Source organism: Streptosporangium amethystogenes, assembly GCF_000721075.1.
Taxonomy (GTDB): domain Bacteria; phylum Actinomycetota; class Actinomycetes; order Streptosporangiales; family Streptosporangiaceae; genus Streptosporangium; species Streptosporangium amethystogenes.
In genome coordinates, this window is sequence record NZ_JOEQ01000033.1 from 24,479 (window position 1) to 38,719 (window position 14,241).

The window sequence follows — 14,241 nt, forward strand, 5'->3', positions numbered from 1 at the left end:
GAGAAAGTATGACGGGCGCGCCGCCGCGTGGACCTGAGGAGCGGCTGCGGGACACTCTCGCGAGACTGGAGAGCGACGTCGATCTCTGGGTCGCGACGTCGGGCTCTCCGGGTGGCGTCTATCTCATCCCGCTCTCGTACCTCTGGGACGGGACCACGTTTCTCATCTCGACGCCGCGTGCCTCGGTCACCGGCCGCAACCTGCTGGCGGACGGCCGGGTACGACTCAGCCTCGGGTCGACGCGCGACGTCGTCATCGTCGACGGCACCGCCGAGCCGGTGGACCTCGCCCATCTCACCCCGGAGAGGGGTGACGCGTTCGCAGCCAAGACCGGTTTCGACCCGCGCGAGCTCGGCAAGTCCTACCAGTACTTCCTGATCCGGCCGCGGCGCATCCAGGCCTGGCGAGAGGCGAACGAGCTGCGGGGCCGCGACCTCATGCGCGACGGCCACTGGCTCGGCTGACCTCCGCCCCAGGAGAACGGTACGGCCGAGGACATGGACTTCCAGCTCGTGATGTTCGTACGCGGACCGGCTTGCCGGTGCCCGTCGCGTACGGCGACCGTTCCGATGGCGCGGTCGGGCCGGCCGAACACCGGCTCCCCCACCCCGACGTCACCTCCCGGTGCCGAATCGGGTCGGGCCGGAGTCCGGTTCGAGTACGCCATCCTGGTCGGAGGCACGGAAAGGGGATCGCGGGATGAGCAAGGTGACCACCGGCACGCTGCACCATGTCGAGCTCTGGGTGCCCGACCTGCCACGGGCCGTCGCCGCCTGGGGGTGGCTGCTGGGCGAGCTGGGCTACACCCTCTTCCAAAACTGGGCCGACGGGCGCAGCTGGCGGCTCGGCTCCACCTACCTGGTCCTTGAGCAGTCCCCCGCGCTCAGCGCGGACGAACACGACCGGCGCCGCCCCGGCCTGAACCATCTCGCCTTCCACATCGAGAGCCGGGCCATGGTCGACACCCTGACCGAGCGGGCACCGCGGCACGGCTGGACCCTGCTGTTCCCGGAACGCCATCCCCACGCCGGCGGCGAGCGGCACTACGCCGCCTATCTGGAGAACACCGACGGATTCGAGGTCGAACTCGTCGCCCCCGAAACATCACGCCAGGACTGACGCCGCCCCACGGCTCCGGCCGAGCACATGCGGCCGCCGCCACCCGGGCGGCGCGCTGATCACTCTTATCCCAACAGCGATACACCGGGCGCGCCGACTGGTGCCTGGTCAGAGACGCCGAACCACACGAGGCGGCCCGCGTCCTGTGCGACGAGGCCGCGCTGCGCGACGCCCTCGACAGGGTGGCCGACGAGTTCGGTCCGCCGGACGTCGTGGTGTACAACGCCGCGATCATCCAGGCCGACGCGCCGGGCGAGCTGTCGGTCCGCGCCCACCTGGACGCCTGGGCGGTCAATGTGATCGGCGACGGCGCTCTCGGTCACGTCCTGTCCCTCACGGCGGACGGCAGACCATGTCGCCGGTCAGGAAGGACGGCACCGTCGGCATCTGGGACACGGCGACCGGCCGACCACGGCCGGTGACGATCCGCATTCCCGAGCCGTACGCGGCGCTCGATCCCACGGGCACCCGTCTGCTGAGCTTGGCGGCCCGGACGGCCTGCCGTACAGCCGCCGTCGACGACCGCAGACTGACCGGCCTGCATCGGTCGTGACGGGCAGGAACCCCGGTCTCCGGGACGCCGGCCGCAACCAGGATCAGTCGGCGCCCCGGTCCAGCGCGTGGCGCAGGTAGAGCTCAGGTTTGGCCAGGTGGCGGCGCCAGTGGTCGACCAGCTGGAGCCTGTCCCATTCGGTGGTGTGGCTCCCGACGAGTACGACATGACCTGCTCCGACTGATCCGCAACCGGCTTCCAGGTGGTCCGCAGTTCCACCGTGATGGACTCGCTCACATTCCGATGAGGCGAGAAGGAGTCCTCGATGTCGCGTTTCTCCAAGCCCGGCAAGCGGATCATGGCCGTCGTGCTCGGCGTCCTCGCCGCTTTCGTGATCAGCGGCGCCACCTCCGCCCCCGCCCAGGCGCAGCCCAATGACGGCTACATCGTCTGGGAGTGGTGTTTCGACTGGGAGGACGGCTTCTTCGGTTAGTGCGGCCACTATCTGTGATCCGATGACCCGGGGTCCTTCGGGCCCCCGGGTCATCGAGCCGTGCGCGGGGACTCGGCGCGCATCCGTCGCCCCTGGTCGCCGGCCAAGCCCCTGACAGAACGAGATGACCCATCCTGCCCTACCTCGGAGGTAGGGTCACCCTTTACCTCGACGGTAATCGATGGATCACGCCCGGACCCGAGAGGCTTGCGACATGAGTAGTGACACCCGTGACATCGTGGAAGAACTGCTGCGTCGGATGGCGGAGGGGGATCACGACCGTACGGCTGAGTTGTTCGCCGAGCCGATCGACTGGCGGCTCGACTGGCCCGCCGAGGGGCATCCAGCGGTGCCGTGGATTCGCCCCCGGTCCAGCCGGGCCGATGTGGCAGACCACTTCCGGTCGCTGGAGGCCCATCACGTGCCCGAATCGAACGGCACATCGGTGACGCGGATCCTGGTCGACGGGGCGCACGCCGTCGTGCTCGGGGAGATCGTGCAGACGGTGCGGGACAGCGGCGCCGCGTACACCTCGCCGTTCGCGCTACACCTCACCGTTGAGGACGGGCTCGTCACCCGCTACCACATCTACGAGGACAGCCTCACGGTCGCGCGGGCCCTCAGCGCTTAAGCCTGATCACGGCGTTAGGCGCTGCCAGGACGGTCCTCCGCCCTGTGACAGCTCCGGCGAGATTCCCCGGATTGTGGACCCCGGTGCCAAGGTGTCACAAACCACAACACCGGCACTATTTGCCACAACGAGCGGTGTCGCCGTCGCCACAGCTCGCTGGAAGTCCTGGGGCAGCTGCGGCCGAGCCGACCTGTCATCAGGTGAGCTCGATGGCCGGCAGGCGGGACGTCGGGTACGACACTCAGTCGCCCATGCTCACTGCCGTCTGGCGCCCTTCCACGTCCGCTCGACCACCGCGTCTACGGACGCTGGGGCCCGCGGCCGAGCTGCCAGACCTCCCAGCCGGCGGCGAGCCACGGCCCCGGCTTGACCGCGTTGCGCACGTCCACCAGCACCCTGTGACGTACCAGGTCGGCGGTGTCCGCGGGGAGCTCGGGGTCGGCGGCGAACTCCGGCCACTCGGTGGCGAGCACGACGAGATCGGCGTCCGTGATGGCCTGCTCGGCGGTGTCGGCGTAGTCGAATTCGGGGTGCAGCTCGCGAGTGGCGGCGATGGCCGCGGGGTCGTAGATGACCGGTGTCGCGCCGCGTTCGGCCAGTCTCTCGGCCAGGCGCAGGGCGGGCGAGTCGCGTACGTCGCTGGTTCCGACCTTGAACGCCGTGCCGAGGAACGCGATGGTACGGCCGTCGATCGGACCGCCGTGTGCCTTCTCGATCAGTCTGATCGCCGCCGGGATCCGGTCGGCGTTGATCGATTCGACGGCCGTCAGGAATCCGTGCGCGTTCCGCGCGCCCAGCTCGCCGACGCGGTGCGTGAAGGCCGCCACGTCCTTGGGCAGGCACCCGCCGCCGTAGCCGATGCCCGGCCGCATCCCGTCGTGCCCGATCCGCTTGTCGGCGCCGATCGCGTGGGCGACCGTGTTCACGTCCGCTCCGACGAACTCGCACACCTCGGCTATCGCGTTGATGAACGAGATCTTGGTGGTCAGGAACGCGTTCGCGGCCGACTTGATCACCTCTGCCGTGGGCGGGTCCGTGAGGATCAGTCCCACCCCGTGGTCGAGGATCGGGGCGTACACCTCCTCGACAGCCTCTCGGGCCTGCCGGGAGGTCAGGCCGGCCACGATCCGGTCGGGGAACAGGGAGTCCCGCACGGCATGGCCCTCGCGCAGGAACTCCGGGTTCCAGACCAGCTCCACGCTCGGGACCCGCGCGTCATCATCGATGATCTTCTGGAGCCGTTCGACGGTGCCGACCATCACCGTGCTCTTGCCGACGATCGTGGCCGGCCTGCTCAGCAGCGGGACCAGCGACCGTATCGCGTCGATCACCTGGGCCATGTCGTAGCCGTGGCCGTCCTCGCGCAGCGGGGTGCCGACCGTGATGAAGTGCAGGTCGGCGAAGTCCGCGGCCTCCCCCAGGTCGGTGGTGAAGCGGAGCCGGCCGGAGGAGGTGTGCCGGACCAGGAGGTCCTCGAAGCTCTCCTCGAAAAAGGGGGCGATGCCGTTGCCCAGGGCTTCGCACCTGCCGGGGTCCGACTCGACGCCGATCACCTCGTGGCCGATCTCGGCCATCGCGACGGCGTGCGGAGCGCCGAGGTGACCGCATCCGATCACGGAAACGCGCATCTTGGGTCCTGTCCGTTGACTTCCTCGGGCGCATACGGGATGCGCCCCAAGAAGTTATCGCGTGCCGGGGTACCGAGGTGTCGGCTCGGCGGCTTTCACACCTCAAGTCCAGAGGTCGACGCGGCTCTTTGCCGCCTGATGTGTGCGGGCCGGCCGTACGGTCCCGTCGGCGGCGGCGCATCGAGAAACACGAACCGGTAACAACTCGCACCCATACGGTCACCGCACTTGACAGGAAGGCCCGCTTGCCATTTTATGCACTTAACCGACTTATTAAGTAGGAATTAAGGAGTAATCAATGAGGGTTCGCAGGCTCCGGGGGACGGCAGTGGCACTGGCCGCGGTCACGGTGACAGCCCTCGCGGCGGCCTGCGGAGGAGGCGGGGGGTCCTCCGGCGGCGACACGGCGAAGACGACCGAGGTCCGCCTCGGTTTCTTCCCGAACATCACGCACTCCACGGCCCTGGTCGGGGTGCAGAAGGGCTTCTTCGCCAAGGCACTCGGCAGCGACACGACGTTGAAGGTCTCGACCTTCAACGCCGGACCGGCCGCGACCGAGGCGATCTTCTCCGACGCCATCGACGCGACCTACATCGGGCCGAACCCGGCCATCAACGCCTGGGCGAAGTCCAAGGGCGAAGCCATCAAGATCGTCGCAGGCGCGGCGTCCGGCGGCGTGTTCCTCGTGGTCAAGCCCGAGATCAACAGCGTCGAGGACCTCAAGGGCAAGAAGATCGCCACGCCTCAGCTCGGTAACACCCAGGACGTCGCGCTGCGCTACTGGCTCCAGGAGAAGGGGATCAAGACCGACACCAAGGGCGGCGGCGAGGTCTCGATCCTTCCCCAGGAGAATGCCCAGACCCTGCAGACCTTCGCCACCGGTGACATCGACGGCGCCTGGGTGCCCGAGCCCTTCGCGAGCCGCCTGATCCAGGAGAGCAAGGGCAAGATCCTGCTCACCGAGGCCGACCTCTGGCCGAACAAGCAGTTCGTGATCACGCACCTGATCGTGCGGCAGCAGTTCCTCAAGGACCACCCCGACCTGGTGAAGAAGCTGATCGAGGCGCACGTCGAGTCCAACGCCTTCATCCAGTCGGACCCGGCGGGCGCCAAGGAGGCGGTCAACGCGGAACTGAAGGAGCTGACCGGCAAGCCCGTCGCGCCGGCGGTCCTGGACAGCGCCTTCGGCAACATCACCTTCACCAACGACCCGATCGCGTCCTCCCTCGTCGGCAGCGCCGACCACGCCCAGAAGGTCGGCCTGCTCGACCCGGTGGACCTGAACGGCATCTACGACCTCAAGATCCTCAACGAGGTCCTGGCGGCCAAGAGCCAGCCCGCGGTGAGCGACAAGTGATCAAGCACAGAACAGCAGAGTGGAAGCGGCGCCCCCGGTCACGGACCGGCGAGCCGCTGGTCAGGGAGGCGAAGTGACAGCTCCGATCCAGGAGCTGCGCCCCGGCCGGACCGACGGGCACGAGCCCGCGGTCCGGCTGGACGCGGTTTCCAAGGTGTACGGCAGGGAGCTCCTGGCCCTGGACCAGGTCGCGCTCTCGGTGGACCGAGGCGAATTCGTCTGCCTGCTGGGCGCGTCCGGCTGCGGCAAGAGCACGCTGCTCAACCTCGTCGCCGGTCTGGACCGCCCCACGGCCGGAGAGATCGACACCGGGGACGCCCGCATCGCGATGATGTTCCAGGAGCCCGCCCTGTTCCCCTGGCTCACGGTCTCGGGGAACATCGAGCTGGCGCTCCGGGTGACGAGCTCGGGCAAGAACACCACGAAGAAGGAACGCCGCGCGCGGGCGACGGAGCTCCTGGAGATCGTGCACCTCGGCGGCTTCGGCGACAAGCGCCCGCACGAGCTGTCCGGCGGCATGCGCCAGCGGGTCGCGCTCGCCAGGGCCCTCGCCCAGGAGGCCGACGTGCTCCTGATGGACGAGCCCTTCGGCGCCCTCGACGCCATGACCCGTGACCTGCTCCACGACGAGCTGGAGCGGATCTGGCGGGAGCGGGAACTGTCCGTCCTGTTCGTCACCCACAACGTGCGCGAGGCCGTACGGCTCGGCGACCGGGTCGTCCTGCTGAGCAGCAGGCCCGGCAAGGTGATCGAGGACTTCCCGGTGACGCTGCCGCGGCCACGTCGTACCGACTCCGCCGAAGTGGCCGAACTGGCCTCCACCATCACCGACAGACTGCGCCAGGAGGTGCTGCGCCACGCCAAGCCGGCGACGCAGCCGGCCGCCGGCGCCGGGATCGAGAAGTAGCGGGTGCCCAATGACTGCTGATCTTTCCCAGCACATCGCCGGTCTGGACGCGCTGGAGCTGTCCAACCGGGAACGACAGAGCCTGGCTTCGAGGATCTGGGCCAGGAGCTGGCCGATGATCTCGGCGATCGTCCTCGTCCTCGCCATCTGGGAGCTGGTCGTGCTCAGCGGGTGGCGCCCGGAGTACGTCCTTCCCGGCCCGGTGGCCGTCCTGGCGGATCTGTGGAACCGCCTCGGTGAGCCCGAGTTCTACGAGGCCCTGGGCGTGACGATGCGCCGCGCGATCACCGGATTCGCGATCGCGGTGCTGGTCGGGCTCGTGGTCGGCGCGGCCGTGTCCCGGGTCCGGCCGCTACGGGCGGCGCTCGGCTCCCTGATCACGGGCCTGCAGACCATGCCCTCCATCGCGTGGTTCCCGCTGGCGATCCTGTTCTTCAAGCTCAGCGAGAGCGCGATCCTGTTCGTGGTCGTCCTCGGGGCGGCGCCGTCGATCGCCAACGGACTGATCGCCGGCGTGGACTACACCCCGCCGATCCTGCTCCGTGCCGGGCACATCCTCGGCCTGCGGCGCCTGGCCCTCTATCGGCACGTCATCCTGCCCGCGTCGCTGCCGTCGTTCCTGTCGGGCCTCAAGCAGGGCTGGGCGTTCGCATGGCGATCCCTGATGGCGGGCGAGCTTCTCGTGATCATCGCCCACCAGGCGTCGATCGGCGAACAGCTCGACAACGCCCGGGAGCTCTCCGACTCGCCCGGCCTGCTCGCGACGATGATCGTGATTTTGGTCATCGGCATCGTGGTGGACATGTGCTTCGGCGCGGCCGACAACGCCCTCCGGCGTCGCTGGGGACTCGACCAGCGCGTCGGCTGATGCGAATCCCCCGCTCCGCGGGCCCCGTACCCGCAGAGCGGGGGTTTCGTGACCCCCGCTCCGGTGCCGGTGCCGGTGCCGAGAGGGGTCGTGGCCACGATCGCCGGCCCTGCATTCCGCACGTGACCCCGATCCACCCGGGGTGATTACCCGCTGCGCCGGATCAGGTATGGCTACCGACCCGCAACGACGCGGCACGTACGGAAAACGGGGTTAGCGCGTCAGGTGCCGTCCGCCGGCCACGGAGAGGACCTCGCCGTTGACGTGCCCGTTCGCGGCCGAGCCGAGGTAGGCGACCGCGGAGGCGACGTCCTCCGGCGTGCAGATACGGCCCGTCGGTGTCTTCGCGGCCTCGGCGTCGACGACTCCCTGCCCGAACCCGGGTGTGTTCAGCACCCGCTCTGTCAGGGTGAAGCCTGGTCGCACGACGTTGGTGAGGATGCCGTGCTGAGCCTCCCGGACGGCGAGCACCTTCGCGGCCGTCTCCAGCGCGCCCTTGGCCGCGGGGTACGCCACGGCCGCGGGCATCGGCTGATCGACCACGTCGGACGAGATCAGCACCAGCCGGCCCCACCCGGCATCTCTCATGCCGGGAAGGACTGCGTCGATCATCGTCAGCGTCCCCGCCGCGTTGAAAGGCCCGAAAGCTCGCGGCGCTCGGGCTGCACCCGGGGCAGGATGTGCTGCTCTGGCTCCTGGCCCAGGAACGCGAGGGAATGACGGTCTCGGAACTGGCGGCGCGGATCGGAATCGAGCCACCGACCGCGACCCGCAGCCTGGCCCGGCTGGAGAGTGGCGGATGGTTCCGGCGCGAGCCGGTCGCCACGGACCGCCGCCAGGTGCGCATCGTGGTCACGGACGCGGGTCACGAGCTGATACCCGGCATCGAACGCGCCTGGGCGGAACTCGCCGAGCAGGCGCTGGGCGGCGCGAGCGACGAGCAGCGCGAGATCGCGCTCACCACGCTCGAACGGGCCAACGACCGGCTACGCGGTCTCGTCGGTGAGGACGTCCTGGCCGAGGAATGACACACCCGCGCTTCCCTCAGCCACTTCAGGACCTCACCGAGCGGTGTGACCGCTCCGATACCCGCGTACTTTGTCCCGCGCGCGGTTCGAAGCGCGTGTGTTCGCGGTATCTCGGGTGAGAAACGCGTGAGCCCGCACGCCTTCCTCAGCTCATGACAGCAAGGCGTGCGGGTTACGGGAATCCGAGTCAGTGTCCTGCTATCGGCCGCGGGGCTTCATGGCTGCCGCCGCGTCAACCTGCGGTAGATGAGCCGCTGCCTTGACCAAGGGCAGGCGAACTCCTCGGCGTCATCGGGCACGCCTTCGCGGGTGGTCGCGGAGCTGCGCGCCTTCCTGCCTGAGTAGGAAGCGAACGGTGCGCCGGCTCCCGTACCGTCGTGACGGCTGCAGCGAGTCCGTTGTGGCCTTAGCCGTCCTGGCCGACGGAGATGAAGTTCGCGTATTCGTCGAAGCGGAAGTACACCGCGGCGTGCGCCTCGCCGCGCATGCCGTTCCTGGTGGCCACGTGCACGACATGCTGTTGGAGGACTTCGCCGGGCCGGGAGAGTTGGCGGACGACGTCGTAGTGCATCGATTCGAACTGCTCCCTTCCTCCGTCGCGAACGCTCCAAGGTGGATGGTTCGCGACGGTGTCCGCGCGGAGAGGCTGCGCGGGCTCAACACCCAACCTGCGAGGCTCGTGCTCCACAGGCATCACGCATTGCGCATAAGGCAAGGAGTCGGCGCCGACACTGCCTGGCGGACAACCCGCGTGGAGATTGCCGATCAGCTGAGGCGTGCGGCCCAGACGGTGCGTTCGGTGCGTACCAAGAGGTCGTCGCGGCGCAGGATGCTGTGAGGGCTGTCCGTGTCGAGCAGCCGGTCGAGCGCGGCGAGATCTTCGGCCGGGAGTGCCTCGGCGGCGGTGTCGCGGATGCGCCGCAGGGTGGCCAGGGCGTAGCGGCCGATGGCCTCGCTGCGGGAGCCTTCGATGTTCACGGCGACGGTGCGCTCACCTTCGATGGTGAACCCGGCGGCGACCAGCATCGGCCCCCAGTCGGCGCCGCGGTGGGGCATCTGTTCGGCGTGGAAGTGCTCGGTCGCGGCGTGGCAGCGGTCTTCCAGGCCGGGCCGGTCCTCCGGGGCATTCTCGGGCAGGAAGCGGGGGAATCCGGCCAGCTCGACGACGGCGAACAGGCCGCCGGGCGCGAGCATGTCGCGGACGTTGCGCAGGACGTGGTCGGGGTCGGCCATGTGGTGCATCGAGGCCGAGGCCCAGACCAGGTCCGGCGTGCCGAGGTCGGGCCAGTCTGCGGCGTCGAGGTCGGCCTGCACGGTGCGCACGCGGTCATCCGCGTCCTGGGCGCATGCCTTCTTCCGCAGGCGCTGCAGGTGTCCGGGCGAGGCGTCGACGGCGATGACGTGTGCCTCGGGGAAACGGTCGAGGAGGGCGAAGGTGCCCGCTCCGGTGCCGGAGCCCAGGTCGACGATCTGGCGCGGGCCGGTTTCCAGGGGCAGCCATGCGGTGATGGACGCGATGTGCTCGGCGAGGACTTCCGTGTCCAGGTCGAGGATCTCCGCCTGGCCGGCGTCGTCCTGCTGGTGGGGAATGTGCGGGTGTGCGTGGGTCATGCCGTCACCGTAAGGCGGGTTTGCCTACTCGGCACGACGGCTCCCGGGATGCGCAAGATATCGGCGCGTGGCGGTGCCCGACGCGCAAGGCGCACCCGTACCGAGGGTGCGCGTTGCCGTCATTCGGAGATGCTGGGGGTGTCGTAGTCGTCGCCGTTGGCGCGCTGGTGTCCGCGGCGGGCATCGCGGTCGAAGATGCCCAGAATCTCACACGGTCCGCCTTCGGCGCCGATGGCGTGCGGCATCATGGTGGGGAACTCGGCGGCCTGGTTGGCCTCAAGGCGGAAGCGCCGGTGGCCCAGCATGAGGATCGCGGTGCCGGAGAGTACGACCAGCCATTCCCGGCCGGGGTGGGCACGCATGCGGGAGGGGTTGTCGGGCGGCGGCTCGGTCATGCGCTGGCGTATGACGCTCATGCCGGGGTCGCCCTTCACCGGCCAGCGCATCAGGCCGTGGATGCTGTCGATCATCGGGCTGGTGACGACGTCGTCGGTGGCGGTCTCGACGAGCTGGTCGAGGGTGGTGTCCAGGGCGCGGGCGAGGGTGACGAGCTGGTCCAGGGCGAGGCGACGCCGGCCGTTCTCGATGCGGCTCAGTGAGGACTGGCTGAGGTTGGCGCGGGTGGCCAGTTCTTCCAGGGACCACCCCTGTGCGACTCGCAGGGCGCGGATGCGTTTGCGCACGAGGCTGTCCAGCTCTCCGATTTCTTGCGTCATGGGCAGCATCGTATGCCCATGACGCAAGGCTGAATCCTTTCCCCTTCCCGTGGCGCTAGCGGCGGTGTCTGTCGAGCAGCCGGCTTCCGACGTCGACATAGCCGGCGAACAGCCCGATCACGTCCTGGAGCCGGTCCTGCGCGGGCCCCGGACCCAGCAGGGCCTCGCCGTCGCGCAGGGCGGCGATCAGGGTTCTGGCCCGCGCGTGGCTGGCCTCCAGCAGTGACTCGATCCCTCCGGTGGCCTCCACCAGGAGCCTGCGGCTGCCGGGCTGCGGGATCACCTTGGCGAGTCCCCAGGAGTTCAGCTGCCGCACCGCGGTGCTCACCGCGCCCTTGCTCAGGTCGAGCTCGGTGGCGATAGCGTCGAGAGAGGCCGGCTCCTCGGTCATCAGGAGCAGGCCGTAGACGCGACCGGTCGCGTGCGGGAGGTTCCATGAGGCCAGCAGGTCGCCTACCGAGGTGATGAACGCGCTACGCCTGGTCGCGCTCACCGCTGTGCCCGCCCCGAGTCCGAGATCGCACGCAGGAACGCCTCGATCGCCGCGTTCACCGCGTGCGGATCGTCCTGGTTGGCGATGTGCCCCGCGCCGGGGACGACCACCTCCTGGACGCCTTCCGCCGCGGCCCACTCGCGCATGGCCGAGGCGATGTTGCCGGTACGGTCTCGCTCGCCGCGGATCAGGCACAGCGGCACCGGCGTACGGTAGCCGGGGTCCGGGTCGAGGAGTTCGACGGTCGCCCGCCACACCTGGACGAACTCCCGCTTCGACAGCAGGGAGAACGCCCGCCGCGCATCCGCCCGCGTGCCCTCCGTCACCGCGGAGGCCCTGGCCATCACATCGGGAAGGCGACCGGCCGGAATCATCGACAGGCTCGGCGCGGCCGCCCTCAACAGCAGGCGCTCCGTCCATGACAGCGGCTCGGTGTTCCAGGTCGAGCCGATGACGACCAGCGCCCGGGCGAGGTCCGGATGCCGCCGGACGACCGCCTGGCCGAGGTTGCCGCCGAGGGACTGTCCCACGAGTACCGGCCGGTCGAGTGCGAGATGCTCGATGAGCGCGCACAGGTCGTCGATCGCCCGCTCGGCGGTGAACGGAACGCCCGCCGGGCGAGAGCGGCCGTGGCCGCGCATGTCCCAGGTGACGACCCGGTATCCCCGGGCGCGCAGCTGCTCGCCCTGGGCGTCGAACATCGCGTGATCGGCCCCGGCTCCGTGCGAGAACACCAGCGGCACACCGTCGCCACCACTGTCGGCGTAGTGGAGGTCGCACCCTCGCAGCGAGAGCGTCGATGGCATATTCACCATTTACTAAATCTAGCAAATATGTCCGATCGACGAAGGGCCGGAGCGATGTGCGCTCATCCGCGGGGCGGCGGGGCGAGCCGCGCCGGCCGAGCACGCCTCCGGTGCGGCTCGTACCGACGCGCCCGGCCGCACACGACCACTCCGCCGGTGGGGCGGAGATCCCGGCTCGTCGTGCGCTGCGGGGGCACGGCGAGCCGGGAGGTTCAGGAGGCGGGTTTCTCGTCGGTCCAGCCGGCTTCGAGGACGGTCTCGGAGTTCCACACGGTGCCCGGCGCGAATCCGGCCTGCAGGCCGCCCGGCCGTACCACGACGCTGTCCCTGGCCAGTGCCCGCCCGGTCGCCTCGTCGAAGATCAGGCGGTTCCGCAGGATCCCCTCACCCGCCTTGGCGTCCGCCTTCGCCCTGACCCGTTCCTCGATGGCGACGGCACTGCCGGTACGGCCCTCCGCGTCGACAACATCCCGGACGACCTCGATGCTCTCCAGGTCGGCGAGCATCCGGAAGGCGGCGCCGCGCACCTGCGGGGTGACCGGCATGTCGGTGATCAGCCCGACCGTGACGGCGAACAGCCAGGCGTCCGACGACATCGGGTCGTCCGACTCGGTGCCGTGCCCCTCGTACGAGCGCAGCAGCCACGCCTTGAGCCTGTCCGGGTCGTTCGGCAGGTCGCGCAGGTCCTTCATGGTGACGTTGCGGCCCAGCCAGAACACCTTGTCCCCGTCGACGAGGGGGGCGTGGCCGTCCCGCGCCGCTCCCGGCTCGGTCGACAGGGTGAAACCTTTGGATTTCGGGCTGTCGCCCATCTTGGGGGACTTGACCTGGATCTCGGCAGGGGAACCGGCCCGCTCCCAGGCCGCCCTGTCGTCCGGACCCGCGGGCTCCGCGCCGAGGGATCTCGTCCGGCTCCACTGCTCCCCGCCGGTCGCCGACGGGGTCCATACCTCGTTCCGCTGCGGGTCCACGACGGTGTAGTCCCCGTCGGCCGCCTCGAACAGGTTCCGGCTCACCGACACGGTGTGCCAGTAGGCGCCGGTCACATCCGGCTGGCGGGCCGCCCCGTGGGCAGCGGCGAGCAGGATGGATCGCCCGGAGAGCTCGATTCGCGGGGTGGTGGTCGCCGGGCTTGAGATCACCTGGGCGGAGGGCGCGCGCGGGGCCGTACCGCCGGTCGCGGAGATCGTGACGGCGACCGCGGTCACGGCCGCGGCGGCTCCGGCGAGGCCGAGGCCCCACACCGGGCGTACGATCCTGCGCCTGGCCGGGGCCTGCCGGGGCCGCGCCATGGCTCGGGAGAGCTCGGCGGCCCTGGTCCGCGGGTCGACCGGGGTGTCGTCCAGGTGCGCGGGACGTGCGGCCCGCAGCTGATCGATGGGATTCATGACCACTCCTCGCTGAGGTTCCTCATCCGGGGCTCGGGACTCACTGCGGTGTCCATCCGCTGTTTGAGCCGCCTGCGAGCGCGGTGCAGCCGTACCCGGAAGGTGGTCGGAGAGCAGCCGACGACCTGGGCCGCGTCGCGGGGGGAGAGCCCCTGCCAGGCGGTCAGGATCAGGATCTCCCGATCGTCCTCCGACAGCCCGGTCAGCGCCTTGAGCACGTTGAGCCGTTCGGTGACCTGCTCCGCGACGTCGTCCTCGGTCCAGGCCCGCAACTCGGCGCTGAGCGCGTCCCGCCGGATCTCCGCCCGGATGTTGTCGCGCAGCACGTTGCGGGCCACCCCGAGGAGCCACGGCAGCGCCGGCTCCGGCACGTCCTCCAGCCGTCGCCAGGCGATCGCGAACGTCTCGCTCACCACCTCGTCCGCGACCTGCCGTCCCGCGCGGCTGACCACGTAGGCCCAGACGCGCTGCCGGCACTCGTCGTACATGCTGGTGAATCTCTGCGAGTCGTCCGTCACCGCCCCGCCCCCTTCGTCCCGGATGTGTTCTTCTGACACCGGGAAGTGGCCGGGGACCCCCGTTTGTTACCCGCTTCCTCGAAAAAGGGTACGGGCCTCCTGGGACCGCTGGTCAGTGGCGGTGGCGGCGAACAGCGGCACCGCGAGGAAGATCCTGCCGTCCCGCGCGCGCCCGGCCGCGCCGA

19 protein-coding genes are annotated in these 14,241 nt (G+C 69.8%); 9 read left to right on the plus strand and 10 right to left on the minus strand.

The genetic code is table 11. From position 1 onward, the window contains the following. The first annotated feature begins 8 nt into the window (after positions 1-8). Together IG98_RS0134660 and IG98_RS0134665 are read left to right on the plus strand one after the other, a co-directional pair. The gene (locus IG98_RS0134660; RefSeq protein WP_030922177.1) at positions 9-464 is read left to right on the plus strand and encodes a pyridoxamine 5'-phosphate oxidase family protein; all 456 of its coding nucleotides are present in this window, start codon (positions 9-11) and stop codon (positions 462-464) included. Positions 465-699: 235 nt separating this feature from the next. After that, positions 700-1,119 carry a VOC family protein gene (locus IG98_RS0134665; protein ID WP_030922180.1) on the plus strand — a complete coding sequence of 140 codons (420 nt, stop codon included), beginning with the start codon at positions 700-702 and terminating at the stop codon, positions 1,117-1,119. A gap of 65 nt (positions 1,120-1,184) precedes the next feature. Here the strand turns inward: IG98_RS0134665 and IG98_RS51190 are convergent, their stop codons facing one another. Further along, positions 1,185-1,442, minus strand: coding sequence for a hypothetical protein (locus IG98_RS51190; RefSeq protein WP_030922182.1), 258 nt, complete (start codon positions 1,440-1,442; stop codon positions 1,185-1,187). Positions 1,443-1,471: 29 nt separating this feature from the next. Here IG98_RS51190 and IG98_RS51195 point away from each other — a divergent pair, with 29 nt between their 5' ends. From IG98_RS51195 to IG98_RS0134690, 3 genes are all read left to right on the plus strand, one after another. Next, positions 1,472-1,672: a hypothetical protein gene (locus tag IG98_RS51195; protein ID WP_030922185.1), complete on the plus strand. Its 201-nt coding sequence runs from the start codon at positions 1,472-1,474 to the stop codon at positions 1,670-1,672. 265 nt (positions 1,673-1,937) lie between these two features. Further along, the gene (locus tag IG98_RS51200) at positions 1,938-2,105 is read left to right on the plus strand and encodes a hypothetical protein (protein ID WP_157594692.1); all 168 of its coding nucleotides are present in this window, start codon (positions 1,938-1,940) and stop codon (positions 2,103-2,105) included. Between the two features lie 214 nt (positions 2,106-2,319). Continuing rightward, entirely contained in the window at positions 2,320-2,736 is a 417-nt protein-coding gene (locus IG98_RS0134690) for a nuclear transport factor 2 family protein (protein WP_030922188.1), read from the plus strand. Between the two features lie 299 nt (positions 2,737-3,035). Here IG98_RS0134690 and IG98_RS0134695 read toward each other — a convergent pair whose 3' ends face one another. Next, positions 3,036-4,364: a UDP-glucose dehydrogenase family protein gene (locus IG98_RS0134695; protein WP_030922190.1), complete on the minus strand. Its 1,329-nt coding sequence runs from the start codon at positions 4,362-4,364 to the stop codon at positions 3,036-3,038. A 298-nt stretch (positions 4,365-4,662) separates the two neighbouring features. Here IG98_RS0134695 and IG98_RS0134700 point away from each other — a divergent pair, with 298 nt between their 5' ends. The 3 genes from IG98_RS0134700 (at position 4,663) to IG98_RS0134710 (ending at position 7,496) form a co-directional block, all read left to right on the plus strand. Then, a complete protein-coding gene (locus IG98_RS0134700) occupies positions 4,663-5,721 on the plus strand; it encodes an ABC transporter substrate-binding protein (RefSeq protein ID WP_030922193.1) in 1,059 nt (352 codons plus the stop codon). A 73-nt stretch (positions 5,722-5,794) separates the two neighbouring features. Next, on the plus strand, positions 5,795-6,628 hold the full coding sequence (locus IG98_RS0134705) for an ABC transporter ATP-binding protein (RefSeq protein ID WP_051753332.1): 834 nt from the start codon (positions 5,795-5,797) through the stop codon (positions 6,626-6,628). 10 nt (positions 6,629-6,638) lie between these two features. Further along, positions 6,639-7,496 carry an ABC transporter permease gene (locus tag IG98_RS0134710; protein WP_030922200.1) on the plus strand — a complete coding sequence of 286 codons (858 nt, stop codon included), beginning with the start codon at positions 6,639-6,641 and terminating at the stop codon, positions 7,494-7,496. A gap of 213 nt (positions 7,497-7,709) precedes the next feature. On the opposite strand, the gene IG98_RS0134715 is transcribed toward IG98_RS0134710, so the two are convergent. After that, positions 7,710-8,255, minus strand: a complete 546-nt coding sequence (locus IG98_RS0134715) for an SDR family NAD(P)-dependent oxidoreductase (RefSeq protein ID WP_281178571.1) — start codon at positions 8,253-8,255, stop codon at positions 7,710-7,712. Here IG98_RS0134715 and IG98_RS0134720 point away from each other — a divergent pair. Then, complete coding sequence (locus IG98_RS0134720) at positions 8,177-8,524, plus strand: MarR family winged helix-turn-helix transcriptional regulator (RefSeq protein WP_211264260.1); 348 nt, start codon at positions 8,177-8,179, stop codon at positions 8,522-8,524. The two genes, IG98_RS0134715 and IG98_RS0134720, sit on opposite strands and share 79 nt — an antisense overlap. A gap of 406 nt (positions 8,525-8,930) precedes the next feature. Here IG98_RS0134720 and IG98_RS51205 read toward each other — a convergent pair whose 3' ends face one another. From IG98_RS51205 to IG98_RS0134755, 7 genes are all read right to left on the minus strand, one after another. Continuing rightward, a complete protein-coding gene (locus IG98_RS51205; RefSeq protein ID WP_211264261.1) occupies positions 8,931-9,095 on the minus strand; it encodes a hypothetical protein in 165 nt (54 codons plus the stop codon). Between the two features lie 194 nt (positions 9,096-9,289). After that, positions 9,290-10,135, minus strand: coding sequence for a class I SAM-dependent methyltransferase (locus IG98_RS0134730; RefSeq protein WP_030922206.1), 846 nt, complete (start codon positions 10,133-10,135; stop codon positions 9,290-9,292). 119 nt (positions 10,136-10,254) lie between these two features. Beyond that, positions 10,255-10,851 (minus strand): helix-turn-helix domain-containing protein, encoded by a 597-nt coding sequence (locus IG98_RS0134735; protein ID WP_211264262.1) that lies wholly within the window; start codon positions 10,849-10,851, stop codon positions 10,255-10,257. 55 nt (positions 10,852-10,906) lie between these two features. Next, positions 10,907-11,344, minus strand: a complete 438-nt coding sequence (locus IG98_RS0134740) for a GbsR/MarR family transcriptional regulator (protein ID WP_030922210.1) — start codon at positions 11,342-11,344, stop codon at positions 10,907-10,909. Continuing rightward, a complete protein-coding gene (locus tag IG98_RS0134745; RefSeq protein ID WP_030922211.1) occupies positions 11,341-12,159 on the minus strand; it encodes an alpha/beta fold hydrolase in 819 nt (272 codons plus the stop codon). The genes IG98_RS0134740 and IG98_RS0134745 overlap by 4 nt, the downstream gene beginning before the upstream one ends. Positions 12,160-12,362: 203 nt before the next feature. Further along, the gene (locus IG98_RS0134750; RefSeq protein ID WP_030922212.1) at positions 12,363-13,538 is read right to left on the minus strand and encodes a CU044_5270 family protein; all 1,176 of its coding nucleotides are present in this window, start codon (positions 13,536-13,538) and stop codon (positions 12,363-12,365) included. After that, a complete protein-coding gene (locus tag IG98_RS0134755; RefSeq protein ID WP_245651846.1) occupies positions 13,535-14,056 on the minus strand; it encodes an RNA polymerase sigma factor in 522 nt (173 codons plus the stop codon). The genes IG98_RS0134750 and IG98_RS0134755 overlap by 4 nt, the downstream gene beginning before the upstream one ends. Positions 14,057-14,241 lie beyond the last annotated feature (185 nt).

Excerpts from the sequence above, each read along its gene's own strand:
- IG98_RS0134745 (WP_030922211.1), bottom strand. The coding sequence starts at position 12,159 with ATGGTGAATATGCCATCGACGCTCTCGCTGCGAGGGTGCGACCTCCAC.
- IG98_RS0134730 (WP_030922206.1), bottom strand. The coding sequence starts at position 10,135 with ATGACCCACGCACACCCGCACATTCCCCACCAGCAGGACGACGCCGGC.
- IG98_RS0134690 (WP_030922188.1), top strand. The coding sequence starts at position 2,320 with ATGAGTAGTGACACCCGTGACATCGTGGAAGAACTGCTGCGTCGGATG.
- IG98_RS51200 (WP_157594692.1), top strand. The coding sequence starts at position 1,938 with ATGTCGCGTTTCTCCAAGCCCGGCAAGCGGATCATGGCCGTCGTGCTC.
- IG98_RS51205 (WP_211264261.1), bottom strand. The coding sequence starts at position 9,095 with ATGCACTACGACGTCGTCCGCCAACTCTCCCGGCCCGGCGAAGTCCTC.
- IG98_RS0134700 (WP_030922193.1), top strand. The coding sequence starts at position 4,663 with ATGAGGGTTCGCAGGCTCCGGGGGACGGCAGTGGCACTGGCCGCGGTC.
- IG98_RS0134660 (WP_030922177.1), top strand. The coding sequence starts at position 9 with ATGACGGGCGCGCCGCCGCGTGGACCTGAGGAGCGGCTGCGGGACACT.
- IG98_RS0134750 (WP_030922212.1), bottom strand. The coding sequence starts at position 13,538 with ATGAATCCCATCGATCAGCTGCGGGCCGCACGTCCCGCGCACCTGGAC.
- IG98_RS0134665 (WP_030922180.1), top strand. The coding sequence starts at position 700 with ATGAGCAAGGTGACCACCGGCACGCTGCACCATGTCGAGCTCTGGGTG.
- IG98_RS0134695 (WP_030922190.1), bottom strand. The coding sequence starts at position 4,364 with ATGCGCGTTTCCGTGATCGGATGCGGTCACCTCGGCGCTCCGCACGCC.
- IG98_RS51195 (WP_030922185.1), top strand. The coding sequence starts at position 1,472 with ATGTCGCCGGTCAGGAAGGACGGCACCGTCGGCATCTGGGACACGGCG.
- IG98_RS0134710 (WP_030922200.1), top strand. The coding sequence starts at position 6,639 with ATGACTGCTGATCTTTCCCAGCACATCGCCGGTCTGGACGCGCTGGAG.
- IG98_RS0134735 (WP_211264262.1), bottom strand. The coding sequence starts at position 10,851 with ATGACGCAAGAAATCGGAGAGCTGGACAGCCTCGTGCGCAAACGCATC.